The organism is Hymenobacter mucosus, assembly GCF_900188255.1.
GTDB classification, from domain to species: domain Bacteria; phylum Bacteroidota; class Bacteroidia; order Cytophagales; family Hymenobacteraceae; genus Hymenobacter; species Hymenobacter mucosus.
The window spans coordinates 68,354-95,133 of sequence record NZ_FZNS01000004.1 but is presented as its reverse complement, the minus strand read 5'-3'; the positions used below and the strand labels follow the sequence as shown (position 1 = coordinate 95,133).

Annotated in this window: 20 protein-coding genes; 8 read left to right on the top strand and 12 right to left on the bottom strand. The window is 57.1% G+C overall.

Going from position 1 to position 26,780, the window contains the following annotated elements:
* Positions 1–427 precede the first annotated feature (427 nt).
* Positions 428–2,746 carry an amylo-alpha-1,6-glucosidase gene (locus tag CHB83_RS10450; RefSeq protein ID WP_089332594.1) on the top strand — a complete coding sequence of 773 codons (2,319 nt, stop codon included), beginning with the start codon at positions 428–430 and terminating at the stop codon, positions 2,744–2,746.
* Positions 2,747–2,781: 35 nt separating this feature from the next.
* Here the strand turns inward: CHB83_RS10450 and CHB83_RS10445 are convergent, their stop codons facing one another.
* Entirely contained in the window at positions 2,782–3,267 is a 486-nt protein-coding gene (locus CHB83_RS10445; protein ID WP_045690079.1) for a DUF4112 domain-containing protein, read from the bottom strand.
* A 152-nt stretch (positions 3,268–3,419) separates the two neighbouring features.
* Between CHB83_RS10445 and CHB83_RS10440 the strand changes: the two genes are divergently transcribed.
* Complete coding sequence (locus tag CHB83_RS10440; protein ID WP_055562762.1) at positions 3,420–4,409, top strand: aldo/keto reductase; 990 nt, start codon at positions 3,420–3,422, stop codon at positions 4,407–4,409.
* 92 nt (positions 4,410–4,501) lie between these two features.
* Here CHB83_RS10440 and CHB83_RS10435 read toward each other — a convergent pair whose 3' ends face one another.
* Positions 4,502–5,950 (bottom strand): diadenylate cyclase, encoded by a 1,449-nt coding sequence (locus CHB83_RS10435; protein WP_052695581.1) that lies wholly within the window; start codon positions 5,948–5,950, stop codon positions 4,502–4,504.
* A 190-nt stretch (positions 5,951–6,140) separates the two neighbouring features.
* On the opposite strand from CHB83_RS10435, the gene CHB83_RS10430 reads away from it, so the two are divergent.
* Entirely contained in the window at positions 6,141–6,440 is a 300-nt protein-coding gene (locus CHB83_RS10430) for a hypothetical protein (protein ID WP_143437111.1), read from the top strand.
* Between the two features lie 49 nt (positions 6,441–6,489).
* On the opposite strand, the gene CHB83_RS10425 is transcribed toward CHB83_RS10430, so the two are convergent.
* On the bottom strand, positions 6,490–7,740 hold the full coding sequence (locus CHB83_RS10425) for a TIGR03862 family flavoprotein (protein ID WP_045690174.1): 1,251 nt from the start codon (positions 7,738–7,740) through the stop codon (positions 6,490–6,492).
* A gap of 123 nt (positions 7,741–7,863) precedes the next feature.
* On the opposite strand from CHB83_RS10425, the gene CHB83_RS10420 reads away from it, so the two are divergent.
* Complete coding sequence (locus CHB83_RS10420) at positions 7,864–9,054, top strand: cation:proton antiporter domain-containing protein (RefSeq protein WP_045690173.1); 1,191 nt, start codon at positions 7,864–7,866, stop codon at positions 9,052–9,054.
* 8 nt (positions 9,055–9,062) lie between these two features.
* Here CHB83_RS10420 and CHB83_RS10415 read toward each other — a convergent pair whose 3' ends face one another.
* From CHB83_RS10415 to CHB83_RS10390, 6 genes are all read right to left on the bottom strand, one after another.
* Positions 9,063–10,847 carry a chloride channel protein gene (locus CHB83_RS10415; RefSeq protein WP_045690172.1) on the bottom strand — a complete coding sequence of 595 codons (1,785 nt, stop codon included), beginning with the start codon at positions 10,845–10,847 and terminating at the stop codon, positions 9,063–9,065.
* A gap of 112 nt (positions 10,848–10,959) precedes the next feature.
* Positions 10,960–11,784: a mechanosensitive ion channel family protein gene (locus CHB83_RS10410; protein WP_045690177.1), complete on the bottom strand. Its 825-nt coding sequence runs from the start codon at positions 11,782–11,784 to the stop codon at positions 10,960–10,962.
* Positions 11,785–11,879: 95 nt separating this feature from the next.
* Positions 11,880–12,302, bottom strand: coding sequence for a hypothetical protein (locus CHB83_RS10405; RefSeq protein ID WP_179225513.1), 423 nt, complete (start codon positions 12,300–12,302; stop codon positions 11,880–11,882).
* Positions 12,275–12,589 (bottom strand): hypothetical protein, encoded by a 315-nt coding sequence (locus CHB83_RS10400; protein ID WP_045690171.1) that lies wholly within the window; start codon positions 12,587–12,589, stop codon positions 12,275–12,277. Before CHB83_RS10400 ends, CHB83_RS10405 begins: the two co-directional genes overlap by 28 nt.
* A 94-nt stretch (positions 12,590–12,683) precedes the next feature.
* Complete coding sequence (locus CHB83_RS10395) at positions 12,684–13,115, bottom strand: nucleoside deaminase (protein ID WP_045690170.1); 432 nt, start codon at positions 13,113–13,115, stop codon at positions 12,684–12,686.
* Positions 13,116–13,202: 87 nt separating this feature from the next.
* Positions 13,203–16,211 carry a PD-(D/E)XK nuclease family protein gene (locus tag CHB83_RS10390; RefSeq protein WP_245855324.1) on the bottom strand — a complete coding sequence of 1,003 codons (3,009 nt, stop codon included), beginning with the start codon at positions 16,209–16,211 and terminating at the stop codon, positions 13,203–13,205.
* A 236-nt stretch (positions 16,212–16,447) separates the two neighbouring features.
* Here CHB83_RS10390 and CHB83_RS10385 point away from each other — a divergent pair, with 236 nt between their 5' ends.
* Both CHB83_RS10385 and CHB83_RS10380 read left to right on the top strand, forming a co-directional pair.
* Entirely contained in the window at positions 16,448–17,692 is a 1,245-nt protein-coding gene (locus CHB83_RS10385) for a hypothetical protein (RefSeq protein ID WP_089332593.1), read from the top strand.
* Positions 17,693–17,778: 86 nt separating this feature from the next.
* Positions 17,779–18,282, top strand: a complete 504-nt coding sequence (locus tag CHB83_RS10380) for a vitamin K epoxide reductase family protein (protein WP_045690168.1) — start codon at positions 17,779–17,781, stop codon at positions 18,280–18,282.
* 113 nt (positions 18,283–18,395) lie between these two features.
* Here the strand turns inward: CHB83_RS10380 and CHB83_RS10375 are convergent, their stop codons facing one another.
* The 3 genes from CHB83_RS10375 to CHB83_RS10365 form a co-directional block, all read right to left on the bottom strand.
* The gene (locus CHB83_RS10375) at positions 18,396–19,658 is read right to left on the bottom strand and encodes a TCR/Tet family MFS transporter (protein ID WP_089332592.1); all 1,263 of its coding nucleotides are present in this window, start codon (positions 19,656–19,658) and stop codon (positions 18,396–18,398) included.
* A gap of 156 nt (positions 19,659–19,814) precedes the next feature.
* On the bottom strand, positions 19,815–23,240 hold the full coding sequence (locus CHB83_RS10370; RefSeq protein WP_089332591.1) for a UvrD-helicase domain-containing protein: 3,426 nt from the start codon (positions 23,238–23,240) through the stop codon (positions 19,815–19,817).
* 151 nt (positions 23,241–23,391) lie between these two features.
* Positions 23,392–23,814, bottom strand: coding sequence for an acyl-CoA thioesterase (locus CHB83_RS10365; protein ID WP_045690306.1), 423 nt, complete (start codon positions 23,812–23,814; stop codon positions 23,392–23,394).
* Positions 23,815–24,063: 249 nt separating this feature from the next.
* Between CHB83_RS10365 and CHB83_RS10360 the strand changes: the two genes are divergently transcribed.
* Entirely contained in the window at positions 24,064–24,255 is a 192-nt protein-coding gene (locus CHB83_RS10360; protein WP_045690297.1) for a cold-shock protein, read from the top strand.
* 435 nt (positions 24,256–24,690) lie between these two features.
* On the top strand, positions 24,691–26,652 hold the full coding sequence (locus CHB83_RS10355) for a DEAD/DEAH box helicase (RefSeq protein WP_089332590.1): 1,962 nt from the start codon (positions 24,691–24,693) through the stop codon (positions 26,650–26,652).
* The last annotated feature ends 128 nt before the right edge of the window (positions 26,653–26,780 follow it).

Sequence of the window (26,780 nt, the reverse complement as noted above, 5' to 3'; positions counted from 1 at the left end):
ACGTAGGAAGAGGCGGCGTTGGATATTGAGTTTCAGGTATCGAAACGCGCGGCGGCTATCCTCCAAGGATAGCTGCCAAACAAGCGGAATGTACATGTCAAAAGAGCTAAAACGTGCGGAGGGTAACTGCTTTTAGCCCAGTTGGGGAAGGTGGAGTTGGCTCAGTACTCAAGCCTTTGCTAGCTCAACCGTGCGAAGCAGTACCCAAAAGAAGTACAAAGGTAGAAGGCCAGTAGAGGCCTTACGCACACTCAGTTGGTAAGTACTGGTACTATATTGACGCCCGTATTTGCAATAGGCTTAGGAAGGTGCAAGTGTAGCATTATATTTGGCTCCTCAAGTCTGCCCGTTACTCGCCAAGCACGGTTGTCTCAGCACATGCTGGCCAGGGTGCCTTTCTAAAGCCGTCTTATCCTCATCACCTTCCATGTCCCGATTTACTTCCTGGTTGTTTCTAGCGCAGCTACTGCTTGCAGCCAGCAGCTGCACCCAAACCCGCTCCGTTAGTACGCTTTCTATGCAGAACCAGCCCGATATTCTGGAGACAATGAAAATTGCGGTGCCCGCTCAGGCTAACCGCAGCGTTTCTTTCACCAACAAAGCGGCGGCATATTATTTCACGCAAACCCACGAAACCAACCACCCGGAATACGCTTGGTTTGAGGGCCTGAACGTAGCCAAAAACCGTGTTTTTGGTGGCTACGACCTATTTGTAGGAACGCAAAAGCTAGATAACCGCACTGCCGATGTAGTGGTGTACCCCCACAAGCTGGTACGCCAGCACGGCCCTACCTTCACGGAAGAGCTTTGCTTGCTAGACCAGCGAAACGTGTTGGAAGTGCGCTTGCGCGGAGCCGCGCAGCCGCTAGGTATTGCCCTGAAAGGTGACAACGTACGTTTCCTGCGAGAGCAAAACCACGTGGCCTTTTTCTCGGCACGGGAGGGCAAATTTCTCATTGCTGTAGCTCCTTTGCAGCCCCAGGCTATTACGGTGCAAGGCAAGCAAGTGGCGGGTGCTACCGAAGGCTACTACTTGGCCGTGGGAGAAAATGAAGCAGCAGCCACGGCCCTAATTGAGGAAGCCCAGCGCAATGCTACCACCCTCAAGAAGGCCCGTCAGGAGCGAATGCGCCAGTACCTGCTCACCAACACCTACCTCACCTCTACCTCCGACTCGCTGACCCTGGCCCTGCGTTGGTTAGCTACCACCATGGACCAACTGGTGACGCGCCAGCAGGGCGACGGGATTTACGCGGGCCTACCGTGGTTCAACGAGTACTGGGGGCGAGACGAGTTTATCTCTCTGCCGGGTGCCGTGCTCGTAACGGGGCAGTTTGCCACAGCTAAGCAGATTCTGCTTTCGTTTGCCAACTACCAGCAGCTGGACAAAACCTCCCGCTACTACGGTCGGGTGCCCAACATTGTGAATCCCAGTAATATCGACTACCACACCACCGATGGTACTCCGCGCTTTATCATTGAGTTGCAGGACTACGTGCAGTACTCTGGCGATACGTCACTGATTCGGCAGCTGTATCCTGCCGTGAAAGCCAGTATTGCGGGGGCATTGCAGCATTGGGTAGATGAGAAAGGCTACCTGCTCCATGAGGACAATGAAACTTGGATGGATGCCCGCGACGCCAACTTGGTATCCTTTACGCCCCGCGGTACCCGCGCCAACGACATTCAGGCTCTCTGGTACCAGCAACTCCTGGCTGGCGCCTACTTTGCTGCCTACATGCACGACCAGCCCAGCGAAGCCAAGTGGAAGCAACTGGCCCAGCAGGTAAAATCCCACTTCGAGCAAGACTACCGCGACGCTAGCCACTCGTACTTGGCCGACCGCCTCGATAAGCAGGGAAAACCTGATTTTACCTTACGTCCCAATCAGTTGTACGCGCTTGACATGGTGGAAGACGCCGCCCTGAAGCGTCAGGTAATTCGCAAAACCTGGGAGGAGCTAGTATACCCCTGGGGCGTAGCCTCGCTGGACCGGCACGACCCCAACTTCCATCCTTACCACCTAGCCCCCGAGTATTACCACAAAGATGCTGCCTACCACCGGGGCACCATCTGGCTGTGGAACAATGGTATTGCCATGCAGCGCATGATTGAAGCTGGGCAAGTAGAAACAGCCTACCAACTGTTTGCGAACATGAACCGCCAAGCCTTGACCCGAGGGGTGGTGGGCGGCCTGAGCGAAAACATGGATGCCTACCCGCACCCCGGCGAACAGTGGCCCCGTCTCACGGGCGCCTACTTACAGGCCTGGTCCAACGCGGAGCAATTGCGCGTCTGGTACCAGTATTTTCTTGGCATCCGCCCCGATATGGCCAACCACGCACTAACGCTGGCGCCGCGCATCCCAGCATCTGTCACCAACTTGAACTATACCTTTTTGGTAGGCCCGGGGCACGTAACGGCGCGTTACCAGGCTGGCGCTACGGCTACGTATTCTTACACCTTCCAGGATGTGGCCGCAACGGTACTAGTTGACCTGTATCCGTTTGCGCCTACCCCAGTGGCCGTGCAACCGGGTACTACGTTGCACCTGCAAGCCACTACTAGCAAACTGACTCTACAACTCCAGGACCAAAACGGCCACAAGTTGTCGGAGCAGGTAGTAACTCCTTCCCCTGCTCGGGTAACCCAGCAACAACAGAACAACGCTGCACTAGGCGACGTGCAGTTCGTGCGCCCACTCAGCCTGCAAAGTCACCCAGTCTTACACCAAAAACGAAAGTGAGCGTGCCAAACTAGTCAGCGTTGCAAGCAGTTCATTTACTGAAAGTAGTGCCATAGTGCCCGTACCAGTTCGTAGCCACCCCACACCACCAGGCCACCCACTACGAGTAGCAGCACCAGAATCAGGGCAATGAGCCCCTTGCCACTGCCTTGGTGCCTGCCAGTTGCGTAGTGCTCTCGCAGCAGCCGTACGTTGCGGTCGTTGGCTTTATAGGCGAAGTCGAAGATGTTGCCAACAATTGGGATGGCGCCAATGATGGTATCGAGTAGCACGTTGAGAGCCATGCGCACCACTAAGTTGCCGCTGGCGCCGTGGCGCAGCATGGTGAGGATGAGAATGCCCGAAACCGCCAGTGAAGGAATGCCGCCCACCACGGGCAGCAGGCCCATAATCGGGTCGAGGCCGAAGCGCCAGGTAGTACCGGGCACCCGAAATTGGCTGTCAAGAAGGTGAGAAACGCGTTCTACCCAACGTAAGCGGCTGTCTTGGTCGAAGGTTGGGGGAATAGTGGGAGTGGCCATAGTAGAGAAGGGCGGAGGGAAGGTGTATGCCTCTAACGCAGACACAGCATTTTGGGTAAAGAAAGGCCGCTGGCTAAGCCTGCCTACTCCTTTTGCCGTATGAGGGGTTATACACCCGATCTGAATTCATTTCCCTCAACACCAACTGAACTATGCAAACTCGCATCTTAGGCACCCATGGTCCTCAAGTATCCGCCCTCGGCCTCGGCTGCATGGGCATGTCTGACTTTTACGGTCAGCGCGACGACCAGGAGAGCCTGCGCACGATTGACCGTGCGGTAGAGCTTGGCGTCACGTTCTTCGACACAGCCGACATGTACGGCCCCTATACCAACGAAGAACTACTCGGCAAAGCCCTGCAGGGCCGCCGCGACAAGCTGGTAGTAGCCACCAAGTTTGGTATTGTTCGTGACCCCAACGACCCAACCAAGCGTGGCATCAACGGCCGCCCCGAGTATGTGCGCCAGTCCTGCGAAGCCAGCCTCAAACGCCTCGGCACCGATTATATTGACCTCTACTACCAGCACCGCGTTGACCCTAACACGCCCATCGAAGAAACGATAGGGGCCATGGCCGAACTAGTGAAAGAAGGCAAGGTGCGGTACCTGGGCCTCTCCGAAGCCGCTCCCGACACGCTACGCCGGGCCCACCAAGTGCACCCCATCACGGCCCTGCAAACCGAGTATTCTCTCTGGAGCCGCGACCCGGAAGATGATATTTTGCACACCTGCCGAGAATTGGGTGTGGGCTTCGTGCCGTACTCGCCCCTGGGCCGAGGATTCCTTACGGGGCAGATTCAGAAGTTTGAGGATTTGGCCGAGGATGACTACCGTCGTTTTACGCCCCGCTTTCAGGGCGAAAACTTCCAGAAGAACCTTGATTTAGTGGCGCGTATCCGCGAAATGGCAAAAGAAAAAAACGTAACACCCGGTCAGTTGGCGCTGGCGTGGGTGCTCGCCCAGGGTAAGGATATTGTACCCATTCCTGGCACCAAACGCATTTCGTACCTGGAAGAAAATCTGGAAGCTGCCACTATCCAGTTTTCCCTTGAGGAACTGGCCCGCATCGACCAACTGGCCCCGCCGCACGTAGCTGCCGGCCAGCGCTACCCCGAAGCCATGATGGGAACCGTGAACGGCTAATTCCTAGATAACATAATACCATATGCCCAATAAAAGACGGGGCGGCAGTACCTGAGTACTGCCGCCCCGTCTTTTATAAGAAGCGAAATCTACTATCGTCGCACGGGCGGAAGCAGGTCAATCCAGCCGTCTTCGCTTACCACAATAGCCAGCACGGGGTAGCGGCTGCTTTCCACGTAGCGCAGAGCGGAGTTGTAGCGCGAACCCCGGCTAGAATCGCCTTTTTCCGTGGCTAAGCCGTCGAGAATAGCTCCAATAGCGTAACAAGTACCGGCCGGATTAATGAACACGGCCCCGTCGATATTAGTAACCAAACGCAATACTGATGGGGTCATGAGGCGCGGGGCTACGCGGAAGCACTGGCGCGTTAGGCGAGCCGCTTCTTGAGCCGCTCCCTCCGAGATAACCAGGATAGTACCGTTGGTTTGGAGGGTAGCTTTCAGGGTCAGTTCCCAGAGGTATGCAATGCCCGCCGCGTCTACGGCAGGAAATACCCGCCGGATGGCCGATGTGAAGTTCTCCTCATCGACGGTGCCCTGGGGCAGGCGCGGCGTGTTTGATACCACTTTCATCATGGTATTGCCACCATGGTCTAGCTCCCAGCTATAGTGCTTGGTAAAGTGCACCGTAAACAAGGGTTCGTACTGAGGGTCGGTGGGCTCTACCAGGTAGCCGAGGCCAAACACATCGGTGGCATCGGTAAGTAAGGCGTTGCGGTCCTCGCTCAACTCCAGTAGCTTACGAATACGGCGGTAGTCGCGCAACGGAATAGGCGAGTCGAGAGTTAAAATAGGAACCACGGCCGGGTGGTTGCGGCGCGATACAATCATAGTGCCTACTCCTTCATCGCCTTCGTGGCGTAAGGCGGCTACTCCATTGCAGGCATCGTAAAGGCCGTGGGTGCCCGCTGCGGCGCGTAGCATGAAGCGCCGCCCGGCCGCCCGCAATACCTCATTATAGTCGCGGTCCAGTACGGGCCGGTCGTCATCGGTGTCCGACTCGCGTAGGCCGCGTGCGGCGTCTTGCAGGAACTCCTGCACCGTAGCCGCCAGCAATGAAGTGGGCCGGCTCCCACTCAAACCCGGTAAGGAATAGTACGAGTGGTAGGCATCGGCAGCTAACTGTAGCACAATGATTACTTGGTAGCCATACACGCCCACAGGTAGGGAGCAGAAACTAATACGTTCTTCCTGGCGTGTAGCTACTAAGTCGTTGAGAGAATGCTCGGTAGCACGGCGCAGCAGTTCGTACCAGCGTTGTTTTTCGTACCGGTCATGGTCGAGAGGGTGCAGGTGGTACACTACCTCACGAGGGCCATCGGGTTCCAGGGCAGCAGCCCGCGCTTTTACGTTGGTAAAATCGGTGGGATGGTAACGGTGCGTAACGGGCTCAATTACGACGGCCTGGGGTTCGTCGGTTTCGCGGGCCGAAGCAAGACCCAGCAGGAATACTTCCGGCTTTAGCGTTCGGTCAAGCAAATTAAACACGCCGTCGGCAAACAACTGAGCCGAGACGCGGAAGAGACTTTGGTTTTCCCACATAAGGGGGGGAGCAGGCGGAGAACTAGAAAGGGCGTACACATGTATACGATAAATGCCCTAAAAGGGTGGCTCCCGGTACCGCACAACATTCCGGCCAAAATCCACGAACAACGCCGCTACTGGCAGGTTGTTATCCGAAGAATATCCTTGCAAATTCAGGAGCAATCCTGTACCTTAAAGCATACCTTCTATGCCTGCTGAGCTTATGGTACCGCACCCGATGTACTTTTTCGGTCCGCTGCTGCTCCTGTCCCTGGTTGCGGGCTTAGCAGTGCTAGCTTTCACGACGGCCTACTGCGCCCAGAGCCACGGCCGCTCGTTCTGGAAGTGGTTTATTTTGGGTGGCCTGCTGCCAATGGTTTCGTTTATCGTGCTGTTTCTACTGCTAGTGCGCCACCAATTGACCCCCGGGCAGCGCCTGGTAGCCGATGCCAAGGCTATTCTGCGGGAAGCGGAAGCCGCCGAGAAATTATCCTTGCGCCGCATGTAGGAGGGCCTAGCTCAGCATCTTGGTAAAAGATACTGGTTGCTCTGTGCAATTACACCTGCGCACTTCTCTTTTCCAGCCATTCTAAAACTCCCTGGGCTACCCAGGCGCCTGTGCTAAAGCAGCCTTGCAGCAAGTAACCGCCCGTAGGGGCTTCCCAGTCTAGCATTTCACCCGCCACAAAGGTGCCAGGCCGCCGGTGCAGCATTAAGGCATCGCTCACTTCCGTCCAGGCTACGCCCCCCGCTGTGCTTATAGCCTCGTCGAGTGGGCGCAGACCTCTAACCGGTATCGGCAATTGGGTAAGCACCTGTACTAAGTCAGCTGGTGACGATGGTAGCGTGGGGTATAGTTCGCGCAGCAGTGTGGGTATGGGTGGCCCCAGGCGCAAAGCACTAGCTAAGAAAGAAGCTAGCGACGTGCCGGCGCGGCGCTGCTGCAATTTTTGCAACAGCTGATCAGGGGAAACGTCGGGCTTAAGATTAAGCAGGAGGGTGGCCGTGGTGCCGTGGCTGAGGGCGGCGCGTACCTGCGGCGTAAGGGCATATACTGGGGTACCTTCTATGCCGTAATCCGTTAGCAGTACCTCACCTCGTACGGTATGGCTTCCGCAAGTTAGGGCAATGTTCTTGAGTGGTACGCGCCCAACTTTGTCCCGGAAGAAAGGTGACCACACTACCTCCGCCCCGCAATTAGATGGCGCAAAGGGTATGCACTCCACGCCCAACTCTTGGAGAGCATGGACCCATTGCCCGTCGGAGCCGGTTTTGCTCCAGCTAGCGCCACCTAGGGCCAGCACCGTGGCGGCGGGATGTACCGTTAGCTCCTCGCCTGTGGTTTCTTGGCGCATCCGTAATCCGGTAGCACCCGCGAAGCCTAGCCACCGGTGGCGCGTTTGAATAGTTACGCCTAGTTGCTCTAAATGCCCAAGCCACGCCCGCAAAAGGTGGGCAGGCTTGTGCTCTTCCGTGGGAAATACGCGGCCACTGGTGCCTACAAAAGTAGAAATCCCCAAGCTGCTTGCCCACTGCCGTAAGTCAGAGGGAGAGAAATGCGCCAGGAAACGAGCAAACTGGGGGTGCTGAGCAGCGTAGCGGGTTTCAAATAACGACAATGGCTCGGCGTTGCTTAGGTTAAACCCTCCGTGCCCGGCCACCAAAAACTTACGGCCCACGGTAGCTTGGGCTTCGTACACCACTACCCGGTGGCCGGCCTCCGCAAGGCGCTGAGCTGCCAGCAAGCCTGCCGGCCCACCGCCCACCACCACTACGGTTTCGGCATCAACATCTAAACCACGCTCCATACCACGAAGGTAGCACGTGCCCGCGCTGAGATACCAACCAGGCGCGGCCATCAACGTCGATTTTCGGCGGCTTACTGCTTTTCTACGTATTGCTGAGTTATTGTCAGACCATTCCTACACTGCATGGGGTCCTATTCCATACTCATCGGCTTGAGCTTAGCCGTCATCCTGTCGTATCTGTTTGACTTAGCCGCGCGAGCCACTAAGGTGCCCTCCGTGCTCATGCTGTTGCTTACCGGTATTGCTCTGCGCCAAGCCGCCGATTACTTCGATTTTGCCCTACCCATTCCCAAGGTAGTATTGGAAATATTCGGAATCATCGGTCTGATTATGATTGTGTTGGAAGGCGCCCTCGACTTAGAGCTGACCCGGGATAAGGCCCCCCTTATTCGACGCTCGTTTCTAGCGGCGGCCCTCATGTTGATTGTGCAGGCAAGCGCCATTGCCACCCTGCTCTACCTATGGCTAGGTATCAGCTTCCAAACGTGCTTGGTCAACGCCGTGCCGCTGGCCGTTATCAGTTCGGCCATTGCCATTCCCAGCGTAGCCAACCTCCGAGGAGAAAAGCAGGAGTTCATCGTCTACGAGAGCACGTTTTCAGATATCCTGGGCATTATGTTCTTCAACTTTGCCCTGCAGAAGAATTTTGCTCAGGGCATGTCCGTTGTCACATTTGGGCGCGATGTAGTGGCCGTGTTGGTAGTAGCTATTCTGAGCACGGCCATGCTGGCGTTCCTGCTGGGGCGCATTCGTCTCCACGTCAAGTTCTTCCTGATTCTGGCCTTTCTGGTACTCATGTATAGCGTTGCCAAAAAGCTCCACTTGTCGTCGCTACTGCTGGTGCTGGTGTTTGGGCTGGCCGTGAACAATGCCAAGCTATTCTTGAAGGGAACCTACCTGCGCCGGTGGTTTCGCCCAGATCAACTCCATGAGGAGGTGCACCAGCTGCGAAGCATCACTGCCGAATCGGCTTTTCTTATTCGCACGTTCTTTTTCCTACTGTTCGGGTTCAGCATCACGCTCAGCAGTCTGCTTAGCTTTACCCTGCTCTGGCAGGGTGTGCTTATCGTGGGCGTATTAACCCTCATTCGCTTTTTCTACCTGCGCTACGTAGCTAAATCTGACCTGATTCCGGAGCTGTTTATTGCACCCAAGGGCCTGATTACCGTGCTGCTCTTCTATAGCATCCCCGACCAACACCACATTGGGGAAGTAGGTGAAAATATCCTTTTCGTAGTAATTCTACTTACCGGCTTGCTGATGATGGCAGGCTTGCTGATGAGCCGGGAGCAGCCCGAAATTGGTGAGTATTGATGACTGTGCTAGCTCTCGGTATCTTTGATAAGCTGCCGCCGGTAATGAGCTAAGATGTTTGATTTCAATAGGATGCCCACGTATTTGTCGTTGGAGCCGACTACGGGCAGCGCGGGTACACCATACTGATCCATGCTGCGGAGAGCTTCCTGGGGCGTATCGGTATCGTGCAGAATGGTGGGGGGCTGGCGCATAAGCTCCCGCACGCGGGTAGTACCATAGTGAGCATCATCAAACAGCACGTCGCGCACGGTGTTTAGGCTGACAATGCCCTGAAGCTGGCCATTGGCGTCAACTACCGGAAAAAGGTTGCGGGTAGAATGCCGGAACACTTGCACCAACTCGCCCAAGGTAGTGTCGGGTTGGAGGGGGGTAAAGTCGTTTTGTACCAGGAGCATTAGGTCTAGCTGTGCGAGCAGACCCCGGTCACGGTCCTGGTTTACGTTCACGCCTTTGCTTACCAGTTTGCGGGTGTATACCGAATAAGGCTCGAAGTAGCGGGTAATGAGGTAGGAGCCCGAGGTGACCACCATCAGGGGGACAAATAGCGCGTAGCCACCCGTAATTTCAGCAATAAGGAAGATGCCGGTCAAAGGGGCGTGTACTACCCCGGCCAGAGTGCCCGCCATGCCCAGTACAATAAAATGCACCTCTGAGATAGGATATAGCCCGCTCAAGTTGATGAGGCGTGCGAAGATGAAGCCACACAGCGCCCCTGCAAACAAGGAGGAGCCAAACATGCCCCCGTTGCCACCCGAGCCGATAGTAATAGTGGTAGCTACCACCTTAAGCAGCATACTACCCGCCGCTACCACCAAGATCAGCCAAGTGCTTTGGTCGTGAAAGACATCAAACAAGGAGCCATCCACGAGCTGGTCAGAGTGGCCGCCCAGGAGCAATTGAACGATATTATACCCTTCGCCATAGAGCGGCGGAAACAGGAAGACGAGCAACCCCAGCGCCAGGCCGCCCAGCAAGACGCGCTTAAACGTACCGGTCCAGTTTTCAAAGAAGCCATCGGCCCAGAAGTACACTCGAATCATGTACACGGAAAGCAGGGCCGTGCCGCCGGCTAGCATCAGGTACAGGGGCACCGCATCTACGGGCCAGCTAGTGGTAATGAGCACGAAGGGCTGACCTGCGTACAGAGCTTTGGAAACCACCGTAGCCGTAGCCGAGGAGATAAGCAGCGGCACGAAGAAAGCGGCCGAGAGCTCAGACAAAATCACTTCAACGGCAAAGAGCACCCCCGCAATGGGCGAATTGAAAATGGCCGCTACCCCCGCCGCAGCCCCGCACCCAGTGAGCAGGCGTCGTTCGCGGCGGCCAATGCGGAGCACCCGGGCGGTATTGGAGCCAATGGCGGAGCCTGTAACGGAAATGGGCGCCTCCAAACCCGCCGACCCACCGAAGGTGACGGTGAGAAAAGACGACACCAATTGCGAGTACAGCTTGCTACGGGGAACAATGCTCCCCTGGCGAGCGATGTTGTAGATGATGGGCCCAATGCCCCGCCCCAGATTGCCACCCAAAAACCAACGCGTAAATAGCACCGTGAGTGCCACCCCAATGATGGGGTAGAGGGACAACGTAAACACCCGATATTGCTCCGGAACCCAAGCGTTGAGGGCATGTTGGCCCTCGTGCACAAAGGTTTTGAGTAGTACCGCCGCCAAGCCCGCCAGCACACCCACCACAATGCTCACCAGAATCAGATACACCCGGTCGTTTACGTGACGTAGCCGCCACAACAATAAAGGGCTCAGCAACCGGTGTATAGTGTTCTTGGGCATAGACAACTAAAAAGGTGGGCTGACGAACGAGCAAAATGGGGTGTTCAACGTTCGAGCAAGCAGTGGGGTCCGCACAAATCGAGCCTCAAACGCGTTGCCTCCGCAAATTAGCTTATTGCGTGAGGTTGGGTACCTCGAAGCCTGCCCCGCGCAACTCTTGTTTTACCTGTTGCATAAGGCGGCTTTTCAATTCCAGCACCCCCCGGCGGTAGTCCTCGGCATCGGTCCAGAAGAAAACCCGCAGGTCGGCGGTAGTGCCCGCGGCTTTTTCCAAGTTCACGTAGGGTGCGCGGGGCGTTTGCTGCACTTCGGGAATGGAGCGCAGGTAGCTTAGGATGACGGTAGTAGCTACATCGGGCGTAGCATCGGCCCCCAGATCTACACTCACCAAAAACTCCTGGCGCAGGTTGCCGTCCCTGGTGAAGTTGGTGAGGGGCTCCTTGAGGACGAGGGAGTTGGGCAAGAAAATGTGTTTGCCATCGAACGTGCGCATGAGGGTAGTACGCAAGTTGAGGCCTTCAACATGACCAATCAAATCTCGGATCTGCACGGTGTCGTTAATGTGGAAGGGACGGTTGAAGGCCAGGATGACACCCGCCAGAAAGTTTTCCGCAATATCCTTGAAAGCAAAGCCCACGATAAAAGCCGATACCCCGGCTGCCCCCACCAAGCTTCCTACTACCCCAGAAAAGCCCAGCACGTTTAGCGCTATCATCAAGCCAACTAGTATCATCACCCATTTGCTGATTTGAGCGAGGAAGTCAGCCAGCAGGGCATCGGTAGAGCGGCGGCGTAAGCGTCCACCGAGCAAGGTGCTTACCCGGTTGGCAATAAATACGGCAACTAGTAGGAGCGCCAGCGCTACTAGGAGCTTGGGCAAGGCAAATAGAAACTGCTGCCAATAGGTTGACAGTACGCGGGTCATATCCTGAAACATAGTACGCAAGTTGTTACGCCCAATGGGCCAAAACAGAAGCCCCGCGGCGCGAGTCCGGCGGGGCTACTAGGAGGTGTATACGAGGCAACCAGACGCTATGGTTCAGTAGCCGGCGCATCGGGGCGGTTCAGCCAGCGCCAGAAAATCAGCCCGCCCACGGCGTACGCTACTACATCGAGCGGGTCGGCGGTAGCACGAGCATCGAAGCGCGGCACTAGTGCTTCAAACCAGATGGAGAACACCACCCAGGTACTGAAAATCCAGGTAGCAGGCAGCACAAAGCGCGGACGTCGGAAGTACCAGCGGCGCATCACAAACAGCACCAGCGTGAGTTCTAGGGGCAGTGCCAGCGTATCGGCCAAGTAGGAGCGTAGCAGTTCGGGAAGCTGCCACCGCGCCGTAAGGGGCCCGCCGTACTTAGTGCTAGCGGCCACGGCGTAGAGTACTACGCCGCTCAGAAACAGCGGGTGGCGCAGCTCCCGGGGCCATTTCATCCGGCTGCCAGCGTGAGCAGCCACACCATAAACGACACCAAAGCGCCAAAAACTAGCTGCCCACCCCGAATAATGCGCTTAAAAAAGCGGGTGGTAGGACCATCGTCGGGGTTGATGTGGATTTGGAGGAAAGCTGGCAGGGGCTCCTCGGCCTGCTTTTGGCGCTGCTGCTCACTGCGCAGGCGTTGGGGGTCCAAGAGCTGTCCGCACCGCTCACACCGGTCGCTGGCCTGTTGCTGCCAATTGCTCCAGAACCCGCAGGCCGGACACTTTTTGGAAGCACTTAGCAGAGAATTATCGGTGGAAGGCATGGGAGGAAAGGTAAGTAGCACGAGAAGACAAGCAGGAGCCCCGGCTAGTGCCCACATTGCACGCTGAAGCGCCGCTTCAGCGCGGAGCTGCCGTCTACTCCATGATGTCTTCGTTCCAGAGGGTGGGCTCGTCGCGAATGAAGTCAGTCATCATCTGCACGCACTCGGGTAGGTCCAGAATCACGACCTCAACGCCGTGGGACTCTAGAAACTCTCGCGACTCGCCAAAAGTGCGGTCTTCGCCTACTACTACTTTGGGGATTTTGAACTGCACAATGGTGCCTGCGCACATGTAGCAGGGCATCAGCGTGGTATACAGCACCGTGTCGCGGTAGGTGCGCTGGCGCCCGGCATTAAACAGGGCGTCCATTTCGCCGTGCTTGATGGGGTTATTTTCCTGCACCCGCTTGTTGCGGCCGCGGGCTACTACCTTACCATCGCGCATCAATACTGAGCCAATGGGAATGCCACCTTCCTGGCGGCCCTGGCGCGCCTCATCAATGGCGGCTTGCATGAATTCGTCCATAAATTAATCTACTAGGTGAGAGGACGCAAGTTAGCGGGTTCGCCCCTATGGGGTGGGTGAGATTCTGCTTCCTAGCCAAAACAACCATTACCGGGCGCAAATACCACGGTAGGAGCAGTACTGGCATTTTTCCAGATCATCGGTTTTGCGGATGGGCTCTTGGGGGTCGAGGATGCGGTGCACGAGGCGTGTAAGGAGCTGCTCGCTGTGCTGCACAAAGTCCTGGCCGCCATCGGTGAGAAAGTCCATGTTGGCCGACATAGGGCCCGCCCCGAGGTTGCGTAAGGAAATAATGGCCGCATCGGCGGCGGGGCGGCCGCGCTGGGCCAGCAGGAAACGATAGAGCCAGAGCTGGCGCACCTTATCGGTGGCGGGCGTAGCATCCTGCAGCAGGCGTTCCACGGCATCTGCCGAATCTTCCCCCCGTTTTAGCAGGCGCAGTTCGTGGGAGTGTACCAAGCCCGTTTTATAGTCTACCACGCGCAAGCGGCCATCAGGCAGTTGGTCTACCCGGTCGGCAAAGCCCACGAGGCTCACCCCCAGCTTCTCTCCATCGGGTAGGGCAATGTACACCGTGGCTTGCAGGGCTTCTTCCTGACTTTGGATGTGCAGGGGCAAGGCCTCCGGCTGCGTCAGCAGGCTTTCCAGGTAGCGGCGCACGAGTTGGGTTGCTACTTGGCCCAGCACGTGGTTTAAGCCTTCGTCGGCGCGGGCGTGGCGGCCGGCTTCCTCGCGCCGCAGGGCCTTAGCTACCATAATGGGGGCCAGCTTCAGAAGTTCCGGCAGTTCCTCCGCCGTAATCAGCTGCCGCCCACCCACGAAGGGTTTAAAAAGGTCTTCTAGCGCCTCGTGTACTACCGTGCCAAAGCCATCGGGGCCCAGAGCTTCTTCTACCTCGTCGTTTTCGCGGAAGCGGGCTACCCGCTGGAAGTAGAATTGCAGATTGCAGTTCAGGTATTGGTTGAGGGCCGTAGGGGAGAGGCCTTTTACTAGCACCTCGCGCAGGGCTTGCAGCATGCCAGCGTCCTTTTCCAGCACCAAGTCGCCAGAAACGTCCCGGTTGGGCTGGGTGGTAGGTAAAGGAGCCTCCTCCGATAAATCTTCCTCCACGGGTGAGGTTACCGTTAGGTCTTCCAGCACCAGTCCAGGGTTTTGGGAGCGCAAATCGTTTTCTATCTGAAGCAAAAAGCGGCTTCGCTCTCCAGTGCGAGTGCCCTCTGCCCCAGGCAGAATATGCAGCAGATCTACCTGGCGGGCACGTTGCAGCAGGCGCCAGAACTGGTGGGCCGTGGCCGCTTCGTGGTCGGCGTAGGTGGGTAGCTGAAAGGTAGTGAGTACGTCATACGGAAACAGGGAGCTGTGGCGCTTGGGGGCCGGCAGCACGTTCTCGTTGCAGCTCAAAATGATGAGGTGGTCAAAATCAAGCGCGCGCGTTTCCAGTAAGCCCATGACTTGCACATCGGCAATGGGCTCCCCGCTAAAGGGTAGGCGCGTAGCCTTCATCTGCTCGTAGAGAAACCGCCGAAACGAGCGCACCGACAGGCGCTGCTCCCGGCAGTCGAACACCGAATCAAGGCGTTTTACCAGCGTGAAAAACAGGTACAAGTACTCTGCCTCAATAGCCGAGTGCTGGTCCTGGTAGGCCTTTTTCAGCATGGTGATAAGGGTATAGCAGGCCCGGATAATATCGTCGCAATTGTCCCAGGTGGCAAACAGCGCTTCAATGATGGGGTGGCCGTGACCCATTTCCAGGAGTTCCTCGGCCGGAAGCAGCACGGCGTGGCGGCGCACGATAGTACGGCATACCTTATCCAGCATGCCATGGAACACCTCTTGCTCATCCTGCTTATCGAGCCACTGCTGGTAGCGGCGCAGGAAGGGGTGCTGTAGCAGCTTGCTCACGGCCAAGTGGTGGTAGCGGGGCACCCCGTAGCCCGTTTCTGGGGAGCCCTCACGCACCCCGGTTAGGTGCACCTCAAACAGTAAATCTACCAGGTTGAACAGGGGCGTGCTCTGGAAATTGAGGCCCATGGTTACGTTGTACTCCGGCACGGCGTCGAGGGGAAGGCCGTGCAGCACGGGTAGCAGTAGGGTTTCGTCGGGCAGCACCACCGCCACTTTGGCTTGGGGGTTCTGGCGGCGCGACGCGGCCAGCAGCTGCCCCGCAATTTTTCCCTGCATAGAGGCATTGGCCACGCCCACAAACCGGACGTGGCGCGGCAAGCCCCGGAGTAGCTCGGCAGGGCCGCCCAGGTTTTCGGCCGGCAAATCAAGCAGCTCTTGGTAGCGGCGCAGGTGTTGGCCCGCCCGGTTAGGAGAGCCAGGCTCTAAGTAAAAGGCGTCGCCATCGAAGTGCACTTCGGCCCGGCGGGCTTTGCGCAGCATCCGCAGGAGCTTTTCTTCGGCCTTAGAGAGGTAGCCCAGGCCAACGAATACGTGCTGGGGAAGGGTCTCACCAGCTTCCAGGCGGGTTTGTACCCGGTTCACGGCCAGGCGGTAGGCCAAGCCAGGGTAAGCCAGGTGGTCGTGTTCCATGCGCCTGCGCAGGCGGCGGTACACCTTTTCGAGGTCGTCCCAGAAGCGGAAGTAGGCGGCCGTGGTGCTCTGCGGGGCAGGATCTGCAGTTAGCTCCCAGCGTTCCAGGGCCTTAGCTTGGCTGAGGTATTCAAAGACCTTTTTGGGCGAAGCCAGATTTTGGTCGAGGTTGGAGAAATCTTGGAGCAGCAGGCCAGCCCAGCCCACAAACAAGTCGAAATCCAGCTTGGGGTCGATGTCGCGTAGAATCTCAAACAGGAGCAATTGCAAGGCAATGGGTTCCTCTACCTGCACGCCAGCCAGTTCCACCATATAGTCTTCCATGGCCGCAATGCGCGGGCTCCACACGGCCTGACCGGCCTCAGCAGCCAGGCTAAGCTCGTTTTGTAAGTACACCACGGCGCGGCGCGTAGGCACCACTACTACCAGGTCGGCTAGCTCGTCGGTGGGGCCGTAGCGGGCCACCATGTCGCGGGCTATCCGGGTCAGGAAAGGCGTGGCGTCGGGAACAGAAGCGGCGGCAGGCGGGGTAGTAACGGCGACAGGCAAAGGCGAAAGCATAGGTAGTAAAGATAACGCGCCTCGGGGCAGAAACGGTCCGTGTGCGCTACTTCCCTAGTACCTTCGCCTGCCAAGTATACTAGGCTCAGCCTAGTTACCGCATGAATTTTTACCTCATTCACCCGAGTGGGCCTATCACCCGGGGCCAGCCGTGTTGATCCGGCCCGGAGAGTTCCCCACACCTGCGTGCAGGAAACTACGTATAGTACATTTCCAGTAGCAGAGCTAGTCCGTATATGAATACAATAGTCAGGCGCTTGTTAGCTGCCCTTGCCCCAGGAAGTAGTAGCTTCTACGTTCTGCTGGTAGGTTGCGTAAGCGCCTGCACCCAGCAAGAGACGGGCACTGAGCAAGTTGCCTCGCCGCCCTCCGCCGTGCTGGCACCCCAGCCCAGCCCAGGGCTAAACCCCATCCGGCCCGATGCCGACTCTGCCGATCTAACCCAGTACGCGCTGCCCCAGCGCCACCCAGTCAGCCAAGAACTGCTCATTAATGGCAAAAAGTACCAGCTGCAATTGGCCGCTACGGCCGATTCGGCGCACATGCTCAGCTATATCTCCACCGGCCTGACGGGGGAGTACTTCGCCGCTGACAGCAATTTCAGTGAAAACCCGCGCGTACAGGGTCCTGATGGGCGCTATATTATCACGCTCACGGCCGCTACGGGGCAGCGCGTGTTTCGGCGGGAGTTGAAGAAAGCAGACTTCTACCGCGTGGCCGTACCCGACATGGTAGTGGTAAGTGAACCGCACCCACCCCGGTTTTTAGGCTACTTCCCACAGCTAGGAGGGCTGGCCTTCTGGCAGGATATTAACATTCCAAATAGCGACGTAGGCGGCTACATTTTCATGCTCTTGGATATGCAGGGGGAACTGCGGGAGCTGCACTTTGGCAATCAGTTTGGCGAAGGCCGGACCGATTGTGAGCCCCAGCCGTCCCCCAATGGGCGGGCCCTGCTTACGTGCTCCCAGCTTCTGCGGGTGGGGCAGCCGCCCCTGCGCTTGCAGAAGCCGCAGGCCGATATAGCCCTGGCTCGTTTCCTGTCCGACAGCACATTGCTCACCATTTACTCCTACGGCGAGTACCAGATGGCCAGAGCCAAGGACGGAACTGAAACAATGGAGTTTGTGGTGCCCAACCAACTACAACGGGCACCCAATGCGTTTGTGCAAACCATACAGGGGCGGGTACTCACCAGCTTCCGCTACCAAGGATACTCGGTGGGCATGGGCTACCTGGTGCCCCGTCATTACGTTTGGCAAAACCAGACTTACTATTTGTTGGACGAGGCGAAGGGGCTGCGTCTGCTTAATAAGCAAGACCCCACGCTAACGCAGGAAGTGGCCTTCCGCCAGATGAGCAAGTTTCGAGCGCCCCGGCGGCCCACGGAGGTACGCTTTCGCATCGAAAACTTTGAGTTCTACGCCGATAAAAGCCATCCGGCGCAGGTGCGCTACCGTCGGCTTACCGCCGCTGGGTAGCGCACCTGCGCCAAGCGCCACCGGAACCCTGGCCCCGCAGATTCTCGTAGGCGGAATGAGCACTACACTTGTACCGCATTTTTACGATGGATCCTACCCAACTAAGCCTTGAACTTCGACATGGCAAAAGCGCTGACCTCAAGCGCCGCCGCTGGATTATTGGCCTCTCCCTGCTCGGCGTGGCTGCCGGCCAGATAGTAAGCCTCTATCAAACCGGCATCATTCACCACCTGCCCGACCCCCCCATTGGGCCGTTCGATTCGGACAAGGTAGACGCCTCCGACTACGGCTATAAGCGGCTCGATACCCCCGATGCCCTCCCCATGATTGTAACCTATGGCCTCACGGCCTGCTTAGCGGGAGCGGGCGGCTTGCACCGCGCCAGCAAGCAACCTGCCCTACCCGTGGCTATGGGCGTGAAAACGCTCTTCGACACCTTGACAACCATTAAGTTGGGCCAGGAAGAGTGGAAAGAAAATAAGGCTTTGTGCTTCTACTGCCAGGTAGCAAGCGTGGCCTCTGTGGCGTCGTTGGCGCTGGCAATGCCCGAGGCTATCAAGGGCATAAAGAACTTGTTGGGACGCCGATAAGCCTTTTGGGCATCCCCTATTCACCCACGAAAAAGCCCACGCCTCCAGAGGTGTGGGCTTTTTCGTGGGTGAATAGGGGGTGAGGATATGTTGTCCTGAACGTAGAACGCAACTCAATGCCCAATGCTTGATAGGGGCTCAGCCGGGGTTTCTGCGGGTGCTGGGGCGGTGTAGGATGCTAGCGACCGGGACAGCAACAGCAGGCTGATAAGAATAAGAACGGCGCCTAACAGGAAGGGCGCACCAGGAAAATACACGGGCGCGCCCGGACTGGTGTAGTACGAGAACAGATTAGTCATGAGCGGTGGGCCAACGATAGACGTGAGGCTCATAAGACTAGTGAGAGCACCCTGCAATTCGCCTTGTTCGGTGGGAGGAACCTGCCCGGAAATGATGCCCTGAAGCGCGGGTCCTGCAATGCCGCCTAAGCAGTAAGGTACCAGAAACGCAAACATCATCCATCCTTCCGAGGCGAAGGCAAACAGCACAAACCCCACGGCATACAATAATAGTCCCAGATACACCGAGCGTTTGGCCCCTAAAAAGGGATTAATGCGCCGAATCAGCAGGCCTTGCACGATGGCGACCAACAGGCCTAGCGCGCCCAGGGAGTAGCCAACCCACGCCTCATTCCACTTGAACTTCTCGATGACGTAGTACGACCAAGTAGACTGCGTAGCGTGGGCTGCTACGTAGGTGAACAGCAGAGAGGCTACCAAACCCGTGATGACGGGGTAGCGGCGCAGCATTTTTAGAGAGCCAATAGGGTTGGCCCGCGCCCATTCAAACGGACGCCGCTTTTCTACTGGCAACGACTCAGGCAGTACAAAATACCCGTAAGCCACATTAAGAAAGGTGAGGGCAGCCGAAGCCAGGAACGGCACTTGGTGCCCGTATTTGCCCAAAAAGCCGCCCAGAAAGGGCCCCAGAATGAAGCCCAGCCCGAAAGCGGCCCCAATCATCCCAAAGTTTTGGGCCCGGTCTTCCGGGGTTGAGATGTCGGCAATGTAGGCAGAAGCCGTGGTGAAGCTAGCTCCCATGACGCCCGCAATTAAACGCCCGGCAAACAGCCACCCAATGTTGGGCGCGTAGGCCACTAGTAGGTAGTCGAGCCCAAACCCCAGCAACGACAGCAGCAAAACTGGCCGCCGCCCGTATCGGTCGGAAAGGTTGCCCAGCACCGGAGAAAACAGAAACTGCATCACGGCGAAGGCAAACACCAGCCAGCCGCCCACTCGTGCCGCGTCGCTGACTGACCCCCCCGTGAGGTGGCGGATAAGGGCTGGAATGACGGGTATGATGATGCCAATGCCCGTTACGTCCAGCAGCAGAGTCAGGAAAATGAAACCAAGCGCAGCTTTGCGAGGAGCAGCCATAAGCACAGAGAAAGGGAGAGTAGGCATACGGCCAGGGTGGCCTAGCACAAAGCTACTACAGCGCCGCTAGCTAGCACGCGTTGCCAAGCTGCCCGCTGCTCCCGGTACCCGCCGCTCGCACAGATTTTACGGCCGTGAAGGCTTTTCTTTTGTTTATTAAAAGATGATTACCTCTTGCGTGTCGAAGTAGTAAAGCACGCAGTGTACTTCCGCAAAGCCTAGCTGTCGAAATAGTTCGCCGTAGCGCTGCAAGGTCTGACGATGGCGGGGCTCGGGTGGGGGCACCTTGAAGTCGATGAGCGTAACGCGTCGGCCTACTCCACCCGGCGCCGACTCAAACACGATGCGGTCGGGCTTGTAATCCTGCTTACGGGTACCACCCACCAAAATTTCGCGTTCGGCCTCGGCCTGTACCTGCTCGCTGAAATAATGCGCCATTTGGGAGTGTTCGGTTACTTCGTGCAGCTTTTGGAGCAACTCCGGGCGCTCTTTGGTGCTCACTAGCCCCTCGGCTACTAGCTGGGCGGCCACGCGGCCGGTGTCGGTGGCTAGTTTCACGCGGCGCAGGGCGTAGTGGAGCTTGCGGTTCCACTCGCGCTGCTCCTGCTGATCGTCGAAGTCAAAAACTGTGTTGGCGTGGCGCTTCAGGCGCAAGCGTTCTTCCCACGGCGTGCTGGTAAGGTTGGTTAGGGGTAGGTCGTGGGTAGCGGCTGGCTTGTCTGGCTTAGCTCCCGGCACGGTACCGTGCGCATCCGCCAGCAAATAGGCTAGTTGCTCGTCTTGCCACTGCCCAGTATCCAGCAAGTAGTGGTGCAGCAGTTCGGCTACGGTTTTGGCCGGCTCCGTGGCGGTAGCCGCCTCACCGTCTTTCCCCGCCTTCGTCGGCTTGGCCCGCCGACTGATAACGTACAGGCGATGGCGGGGCCGGGTAAAGGCTACGTACAGCATATTGAGACCTTCGAGAAAGGTTTTTTCCAGCTCCTCGGTGTACTGCTCCGAAAGAGGCGTGTGGAGCAGGGCCTGGGTTTGGGGTAGCACGGCCACGGCGGGCATTTCGGTCACGGGCTTGTCCTGCTCGTGCGGCAGTTGGCCCCACAGCAGGGTACCCCGGTAGGGGGTGAGGGGCCAATCGGCGAAAGGTACTAGCACTACCCCGTAGGCTAGCCCTTTGGCCTTATGCACCGTGGTAATAGTAATGGCGTCGCGCCCGGCGGGCGCATTGATGCTCAAATTGCTTTTCTTCTGGTCCCAATAGGCCAGAAAGTTGTTAAGGTTGTTACCGTAGCGCAGGCTGTATTCCAAGGTCAGGTCTAGGAAGCGAAATAGGTAGTCGCGCTCCGCGGCGCGGTCCAGCAGGCCAAATAGCCCGATGAGGCGTTCCGTCAACTCATACAGACCTAGATTGCCCGTTTCTCGCTCCCGCACGTCGTACCCCAAGGCCCGCAACTCATCGAAGAACGGCAGCGCTGACTCCTCATTGGCTAGCTCCGCCCAGTGCCGGGCCCGTTCGGGGGTAGGGTCTTGGCCGCGCACCACGCGCTCAGTTAGTAGGAGAGCTTCGGCCCGGGCTAGGGTGTCGGCAGGTTGGTTCAGCACCCGAAACAGGGCTACCAGTAGGTTTACTACCTCCGCAAATTCCAGCGACAACGAATCGGCCGAGATAATATCGAACCCACGCTCCTTCAGGAATTTCGCAACCCGGCGGCTTTGGTCGCGGCGGCGGCAAAGCACGGCAATGTCTTCTAGGCGGTAGCCGTCTAGTATGGCCTGCTCTATGAGCTGAAGCGTAAGGTAAAGCGTGCTTTCCTGGTAGTCGAGGGCTTGGCCGGGGGCGTGCCCCGGTAGAACGTCCGTGGTGTAAGCTCCCGTCGTTGGATCATAGCGGTAGGCCGGGGCATTATCGTCGGTAAACAGCAGCTCCACGTGGCCCGCCGCGGCTCCTTGCCGGGTAGGCGGCAGGGTTTGAGTAAACCCCTCGTCGTAAATACTTTGCACCAAGGGCAAGCTGGCGTGCGTGCGGCTTACGTGCGCGAAAAACGTGTTGTTGAAGTCAATGATTTCTGACGCCGACCGGTAGTTGTCGTTCAGGTTAGCAGGCTCCAACGTCTGGTCGAGTGTGTAGTAGCGGCCCGCTAGCAGGTCCCGCAACTCGTCGTCGGCCACGTTACCGTAGAGGTGTTCGGTTTGTTTATGGTGGAGGCGAAGAATTTGCTCCATTTCGCCTCCGCGCCAGCGGTAGATGGCCTGCTTGGCATCGCCCACGGCTAGGCTCAGGTTGCCCGTCGAAACGGCGTTTTCTACTAGCGGCAGTAAGTTATTCCACTGCAATACCGAGGTGTCCTGAAACTCGTCGATGAGCAGATGCTGGTACCGCTCGCCCATGCGCTCGTAGAGGAAGGGCACCGGCTCGCGTAGCACAATTTGGGCAATCCGGCGGTTAAACTCCGCAATCAGCACTACCCCTCGTTCCCGGCTTAGCTGATCTACAGATTTGCTCAGCTCACTTAGCAAGCTCACCTGAAATAGGTAAGGGAGCATACCCGTCACCAGCAGGTAGTCGGGCAGGAGGGTGGCGCGCATCTTTTCCAGAAGTTCATAGGCTGATAGTAATGCCGGTTTGGCCCCATCTACCCGCGCCTTATCGGCCGCTGATTTTACCTTGCCGCTGTACCACTTCTCCTGCTCCACGGTGGCGCGCACGTAGCTATTGGCTTCTTTATCGGGTTGCAACCGCTCTTCCCATTTCGTAACGTAACCCAAAATGCCATTTTTGCCTTGATACAAGTCCGCGTCGGTGACGTCAGCCAGGGCTACGGCCTCTAAGGCTACGGCTGCTACCTCCTGAAAAGCAGCCTCAATTTCCTGCTTGCGCTGCCGCAACGACTCGTGCAGGCGGCGGTAGTCCTGCATGCTAAGCTTTTGCAATTGAACCACAGCCTCGTGCACAGGCTCACTAAGCAGAAACTGCCCGAAGTCTACCAACTCGGCGGGAAGGTTGTTCCAGCTGCGTCCCTCATCGGCCTTGTTCAGCGCAAAGTCCGAGATAGTGCGAGATAAAAGCTTGGCGTTAGGGTCCCGGTTTACGCGGTCTAGCAGCAGGGCCACCGCATTTTGCAGCACAGTAGCGCTATCCAGCTCTACCTCAAACGTAGCGGGTAGCCCCAATTCGCGGGTAAAAGCCGTAACAATGCGTTGCACGAAAGAGTCGATGGTGCTGACTGCAAAGTCGGCGTAATGGTACAGCACCAGCCGAAACGTGCGCGCTGCTCGGCGTCGTAGCTCCTGCTGTTGCTCTTCTGGAGTGGGCAGCCCGGCTAGTAGCCCCTCCCGGGATAGCTCAGCCGCAATTTCCGCCAGTAGGCTATCCGGTTGCTCGTCGTGGGGGGTAGCAAAGCGGCGTAGTGCGCTAATGATACGCTCCTTCATTTCGCCCGCCGCGTCGTTGGTAAACGTGATGGCAAGCACGCGCTTAAAGTAAGCCGCGTCGTCGGTGCCCAGGGCCAGTTTCAAGTATTCCTTGGTTAGCTGGTAGGTTTTGCCGGAGCCGGCGGAAGAAGAATAAATGCGAAAGGTGGCGGGCATTGAACGGAAGGGTAAGCAAGAATAAGGGTACTACCCTGAGAAGACAACCCAGGTACTATACCTACAGCAACTACTGACTGAAGGTGCCACCGCTTATGGAAGCGCGGTCTAAGAAAGCATGTATGGGAAAAGACAGCGCCATAAGCGCTGCTTATCCTACGGGGCGCCATAGCCGCGTCACTACTTCCGGCTCTATGCGCATGGGGCGCTTGGAGTGCGGGTCCAATAGTACCCATTGCGTTTCGGCTTCGCACAGCAGCTTGTTGTCGGTGGCGCGCTCAATGTGCACAAAGCGCTGACATTGGGCCCCGCGCACCTCCCCAATCCACGTAGTGCACCGGAGTTGTTCTCCCAGCAGGGCCGGGTGGCGGTACTGAATGCGATGCTCGCGCACCACCCAAATGTAGTGCTCCCGCTCACCGGGCGGGTACGCTGTAAGCCAGTGTTCGCCAGCCGTATCCTGTACCCAGCGCACGTATTGCACGTTGTTGGCATGGTCTAGTTCATCGATGTCGTGCGGCTGCACAATGATCTGGCGAGAGAAGCGAAAAGCGGGCTGAATGGGCGTATCCATGCGCAAGAGCGAGAGGGTGGAAGCGGGAAAGGCGGGCAAAGAAACGGTGGAAACGCCGGTTTAGCTGGGCGAGTGTGGTACAAAATATGGTCGGTTTTGCACTGGGATACTGTGAATCTTAAATATAGGTGTATCTTTGAGGCAGTTTAAAGAATGTGGTTTACGCAGGCCTGTTGAGTACTTACCGTGAGGAGGGAAAGCAGAGTTGAGTGCTGCTTTCCTTAAAAAATCATCCATCACACAAGTACCATGCAGACAGGAACTGTAAAATTCTTCAACGAGACCAAAGGTTTTGGCTTCATCAAAGTAGACGAAACCGGCGAGGATATCTTCGTGCACGTAACCGAGTGCATCGACGAGATCCGCGACAACGACAAGGTGCAATTTGACATCGCTCAAGGCCGTAAGGGCCTGAATGCTGTGAAAGTGAAGCTGGCTTAGTCCGTTTCCCCTTCCGGATACATCGAAAAGCAGGCTCCTCAAGGGCCTGCTTTTTTGCTTTTATGCAGTCTACGCCAACTCGTCCGGTAGTCCCGCGCATAGTATTAGTCAAATACACAAGACAGCGCGTGGGCACTAACCTTACCATCAGGTACTTCAGTGAGGGAGCATGGTTGTCAAATAAGATATGTAGAGATTTAGTTGGCTTTTATTGTTGCTGTCCTGGCTAATTTGATATATTTTTTCTACCTTTGCAGCCGCATTTGAGAACGGCCACGTTCCGCGCAGCTTGTGAGCTGCCTTAAAAAAACCTGTTGGGCCGGCTTTGTCTTCCGTCCGTTGCTTCCGTCACTTGTCGTTGTGTTGAGTGGAAGAGAAGAGCGTCGCTGAATCCGCTGTTTTCAGAGCTATTGTCTCCACTCCATCAACATTGACATGGAAAAAGAAACGGAAAAAATGAAGTTCAGTGAGCTGACGCTTTCTGAAGAAATGCAGCGTGCCATTGCAGAAGTAGGTTACGAAGAAGCATCGCCCATTCAGGCCAACGCAATTCCAGTTCTGCTGGAAGGCCGCGACGTGATTGGCCAGGCCCAGACGGGTACCGGCAAAACGGCTGCCTTCTCCATTCCTGCAATTGAGCGCATTGATACCGATTCCCGCGAGGTGCAAGCCATTGTGCTCTGCCCCACCCGCGAACTAGCCGTGCAGGTATCCGGCGAAATCCAAAAACTTGGCAAATACAAGCGTGGTTTGGCCGTAGTTCCTATCTACGGTGGATCCAGCTACGACCGTCAGTTCCGGGCTCTGGAGCGCGGCGTGCAGATCGTAATTGGCACCCCAGGCCGCGTAATGGACCACATCGAGCGCGGTACCCTGAAGCTTGATGCGTGCAAGATGATCATTCTCGATGAGGCCGACGAAATGCTCGACATGGGCTTCCGCGACGACATTGAGACGGTGCTCAAGAAAATGCCTGAAGACCGCCAGACGGTATTCTTCTCGGCTACTATGAGCAAGCCGATCATGGACATGACCAAGCGCTACCAGAAAGACCCGCAGATCGTGAAGGTAAACCATCAGGAAATGACGGTTACCAACATCGAGCAGAGCTACTTCGAAGTACGTGGTCCGCAGAAAAAGGACGTGCTCACGCGCCTGATCGACATGTACAATATCAAGTCGGGTATTGTCTTCGCTAACACGAAGCGCATGGTAGACGAGATTGTGGGTGACTTGCAAGCCAAAGGCTACTTCGCTGAGGGTCTGCATGGCGACATGGGCCAGCAGCAGCGTCAGAACACACTCGACAAATTCCGCAAGGGCACGCTGGAAATCCTGGTTGCTACTGATGTAGCCGCTCGTGGTATCGACGTGGATAACGTGGAAGTGGTAGTAAACTACGACCTGCCCGCCGACGAAGAGTACTATGTACACCGCATTGGCCGTACGGGCCGCGCTGGTAAGTTGGGTAAGGCCTTCACCTTCGTGAGCGGCCGCGACATTTACAAGCTGCGCGACATCATGCGCTTTACCAAGGCTACCATCAAGCAGGAGCGCGTACCCTCCTTCGAGGATGTGTCGGAGGTGAAAACCACACTGATGCTTAACTCCATTAAGGAGGTAATTGAAAAGGGTAACCTAGACAAATACGTAGCTCGTGTGCAGCGCCTGATCGACCAGGACCAGGAGGATGGCATCACGTCTCTGGATGTGGCGGCGGCGCTGCTCAAGATGACCATGAAGGAAGACAAGCGCGCCCAGGAAAGCCTGGATGCTAGCCGCACCCAGGGCGCCGCCCGGGCTGGCTTCACGCGCTTGTTCGTAACCATGGGCAAGAAGGACCGCTTGCACCCCCGCGACATCGTAGACCTGATTGCTGAAAACACGAGCCTGACCGCTGGTAAAGTAGGTGACATTGCCCTCTACGATAAGTTCAGCTTTGTAGAAATACCGAACGAGTTTGTAGAGGAAGTAATTGCTCAGTTGGGACGTAGCACTATCCAAGGTCGCCCAGTGGCCTTCAACATTGCTACTCCTCGCCAAGAAGGTGATGCTCAACAGGAAGGTGGCAACCGCTTTGGTGGTGACCGTCCACGTCGTGGCCCAGGTGGTTTCGGCGGTGAGCGTCGGGAAGGCGGCTTCGGTGGCGACCGTCGCGGTGGCGGTAGCTACGGTGGTGGCGACCGTCGGGGCGGTAGCTCCTACGGTGGTGGCGAGCGTCGGGAAGGCGGCTTCGGTGGCAATCGGGGCGGTGGCTCCTACGGTGGCGGTGAGCGTCGCGGTGGTGGCACCTACGGCGGTGGTGAGCGCCGCGAAGGTGGCTTCGGTGGTAACCGTGGTGGTAGCTACGGCGGTGGCTATAAAGGCAAGCGCGACAACAACGACTTCGACGAATAGTAAACAGCTGACCTTTCGTATCCGGTGGAATATTCTGCCGGATACGACAAGGTATACCAATAAAAAAGGCCACTCCTTGGAGTGGCCTTTTTTATTTACCAATTATTTGATAGTAAGATAGTGAGGGC

Excerpts from the sequence above, each read along its gene's own strand:
- CHB83_RS10440 (WP_055562762.1), top strand. The coding sequence starts at position 3,420 with ATGCAAACTCGCATCTTAGGCACCCATGGTCCTCAAGTATCCGCCCTC.
- CHB83_RS10370 (WP_089332591.1), bottom strand. The coding sequence starts at position 23,240 with ATGCCCGCCACCTTTCGCATTTATTCTTCTTCCGCCGGCTCCGGCAAA.
- CHB83_RS10365 (WP_045690306.1), bottom strand. The coding sequence starts at position 23,814 with ATGGATACGCCCATTCAGCCCGCTTTTCGCTTCTCTCGCCAGATCATT.
- CHB83_RS10450 (WP_089332594.1), top strand. The coding sequence starts at position 428 with ATGTCCCGATTTACTTCCTGGTTGTTTCTAGCGCAGCTACTGCTTGCA.
- CHB83_RS10435 (WP_052695581.1), bottom strand. The coding sequence starts at position 5,950 with ATGTGGGAAAACCAAAGTCTCTTCCGCGTCTCGGCTCAGTTGTTTGCC.
- CHB83_RS10445 (WP_045690079.1), bottom strand. The coding sequence starts at position 3,267 with ATGGCCACTCCCACTATTCCCCCAACCTTCGACCAAGACAGCCGCTTA.
- CHB83_RS10355 (WP_089332590.1), top strand. The coding sequence starts at position 24,691 with ATGGAAAAAGAAACGGAAAAAATGAAGTTCAGTGAGCTGACGCTTTCT.
- CHB83_RS10420 (WP_045690173.1), top strand. The coding sequence starts at position 7,864 with ATGGGGTCCTATTCCATACTCATCGGCTTGAGCTTAGCCGTCATCCTG.
- CHB83_RS10430 (WP_143437111.1), top strand. The coding sequence starts at position 6,141 with ATGCCTGCTGAGCTTATGGTACCGCACCCGATGTACTTTTTCGGTCCG.
- CHB83_RS10385 (WP_089332593.1), top strand. The coding sequence starts at position 16,448 with ATGAATACAATAGTCAGGCGCTTGTTAGCTGCCCTTGCCCCAGGAAGT.
- CHB83_RS10395 (WP_045690170.1), bottom strand. The coding sequence starts at position 13,115 with ATGGACGAATTCATGCAAGCCGCCATTGATGAGGCGCGCCAGGGCCGC.
- CHB83_RS10390 (WP_245855324.1), bottom strand. The coding sequence starts at position 16,211 with ATGCTTTCGCCTTTGCCTGTCGCCGTTACTACCCCGCCTGCCGCCGCT.
- CHB83_RS10425 (WP_045690174.1), bottom strand. The coding sequence starts at position 7,740 with ATGGAGCGTGGTTTAGATGTTGATGCCGAAACCGTAGTGGTGGTGGGC.
- CHB83_RS10360 (WP_045690297.1), top strand. The coding sequence starts at position 24,064 with ATGCAGACAGGAACTGTAAAATTCTTCAACGAGACCAAAGGTTTTGGC.
- CHB83_RS10410 (WP_045690177.1), bottom strand. The coding sequence starts at position 11,784 with ATGTTTCAGGATATGACCCGCGTACTGTCAACCTATTGGCAGCAGTTT.
- CHB83_RS10380 (WP_045690168.1), top strand. The coding sequence starts at position 17,779 with ATGGATCCTACCCAACTAAGCCTTGAACTTCGACATGGCAAAAGCGCT.
- CHB83_RS10400 (WP_045690171.1), bottom strand. The coding sequence starts at position 12,589 with ATGCCTTCCACCGATAATTCTCTGCTAAGTGCTTCCAAAAAGTGTCCG.
- CHB83_RS10375 (WP_089332592.1), bottom strand. The coding sequence starts at position 19,658 with ATGGCTGCTCCTCGCAAAGCTGCGCTTGGTTTCATTTTCCTGACTCTG.
- CHB83_RS10415 (WP_045690172.1), bottom strand. The coding sequence starts at position 10,847 with ATGCCCAAGAACACTATACACCGGTTGCTGAGCCCTTTATTGTTGTGG.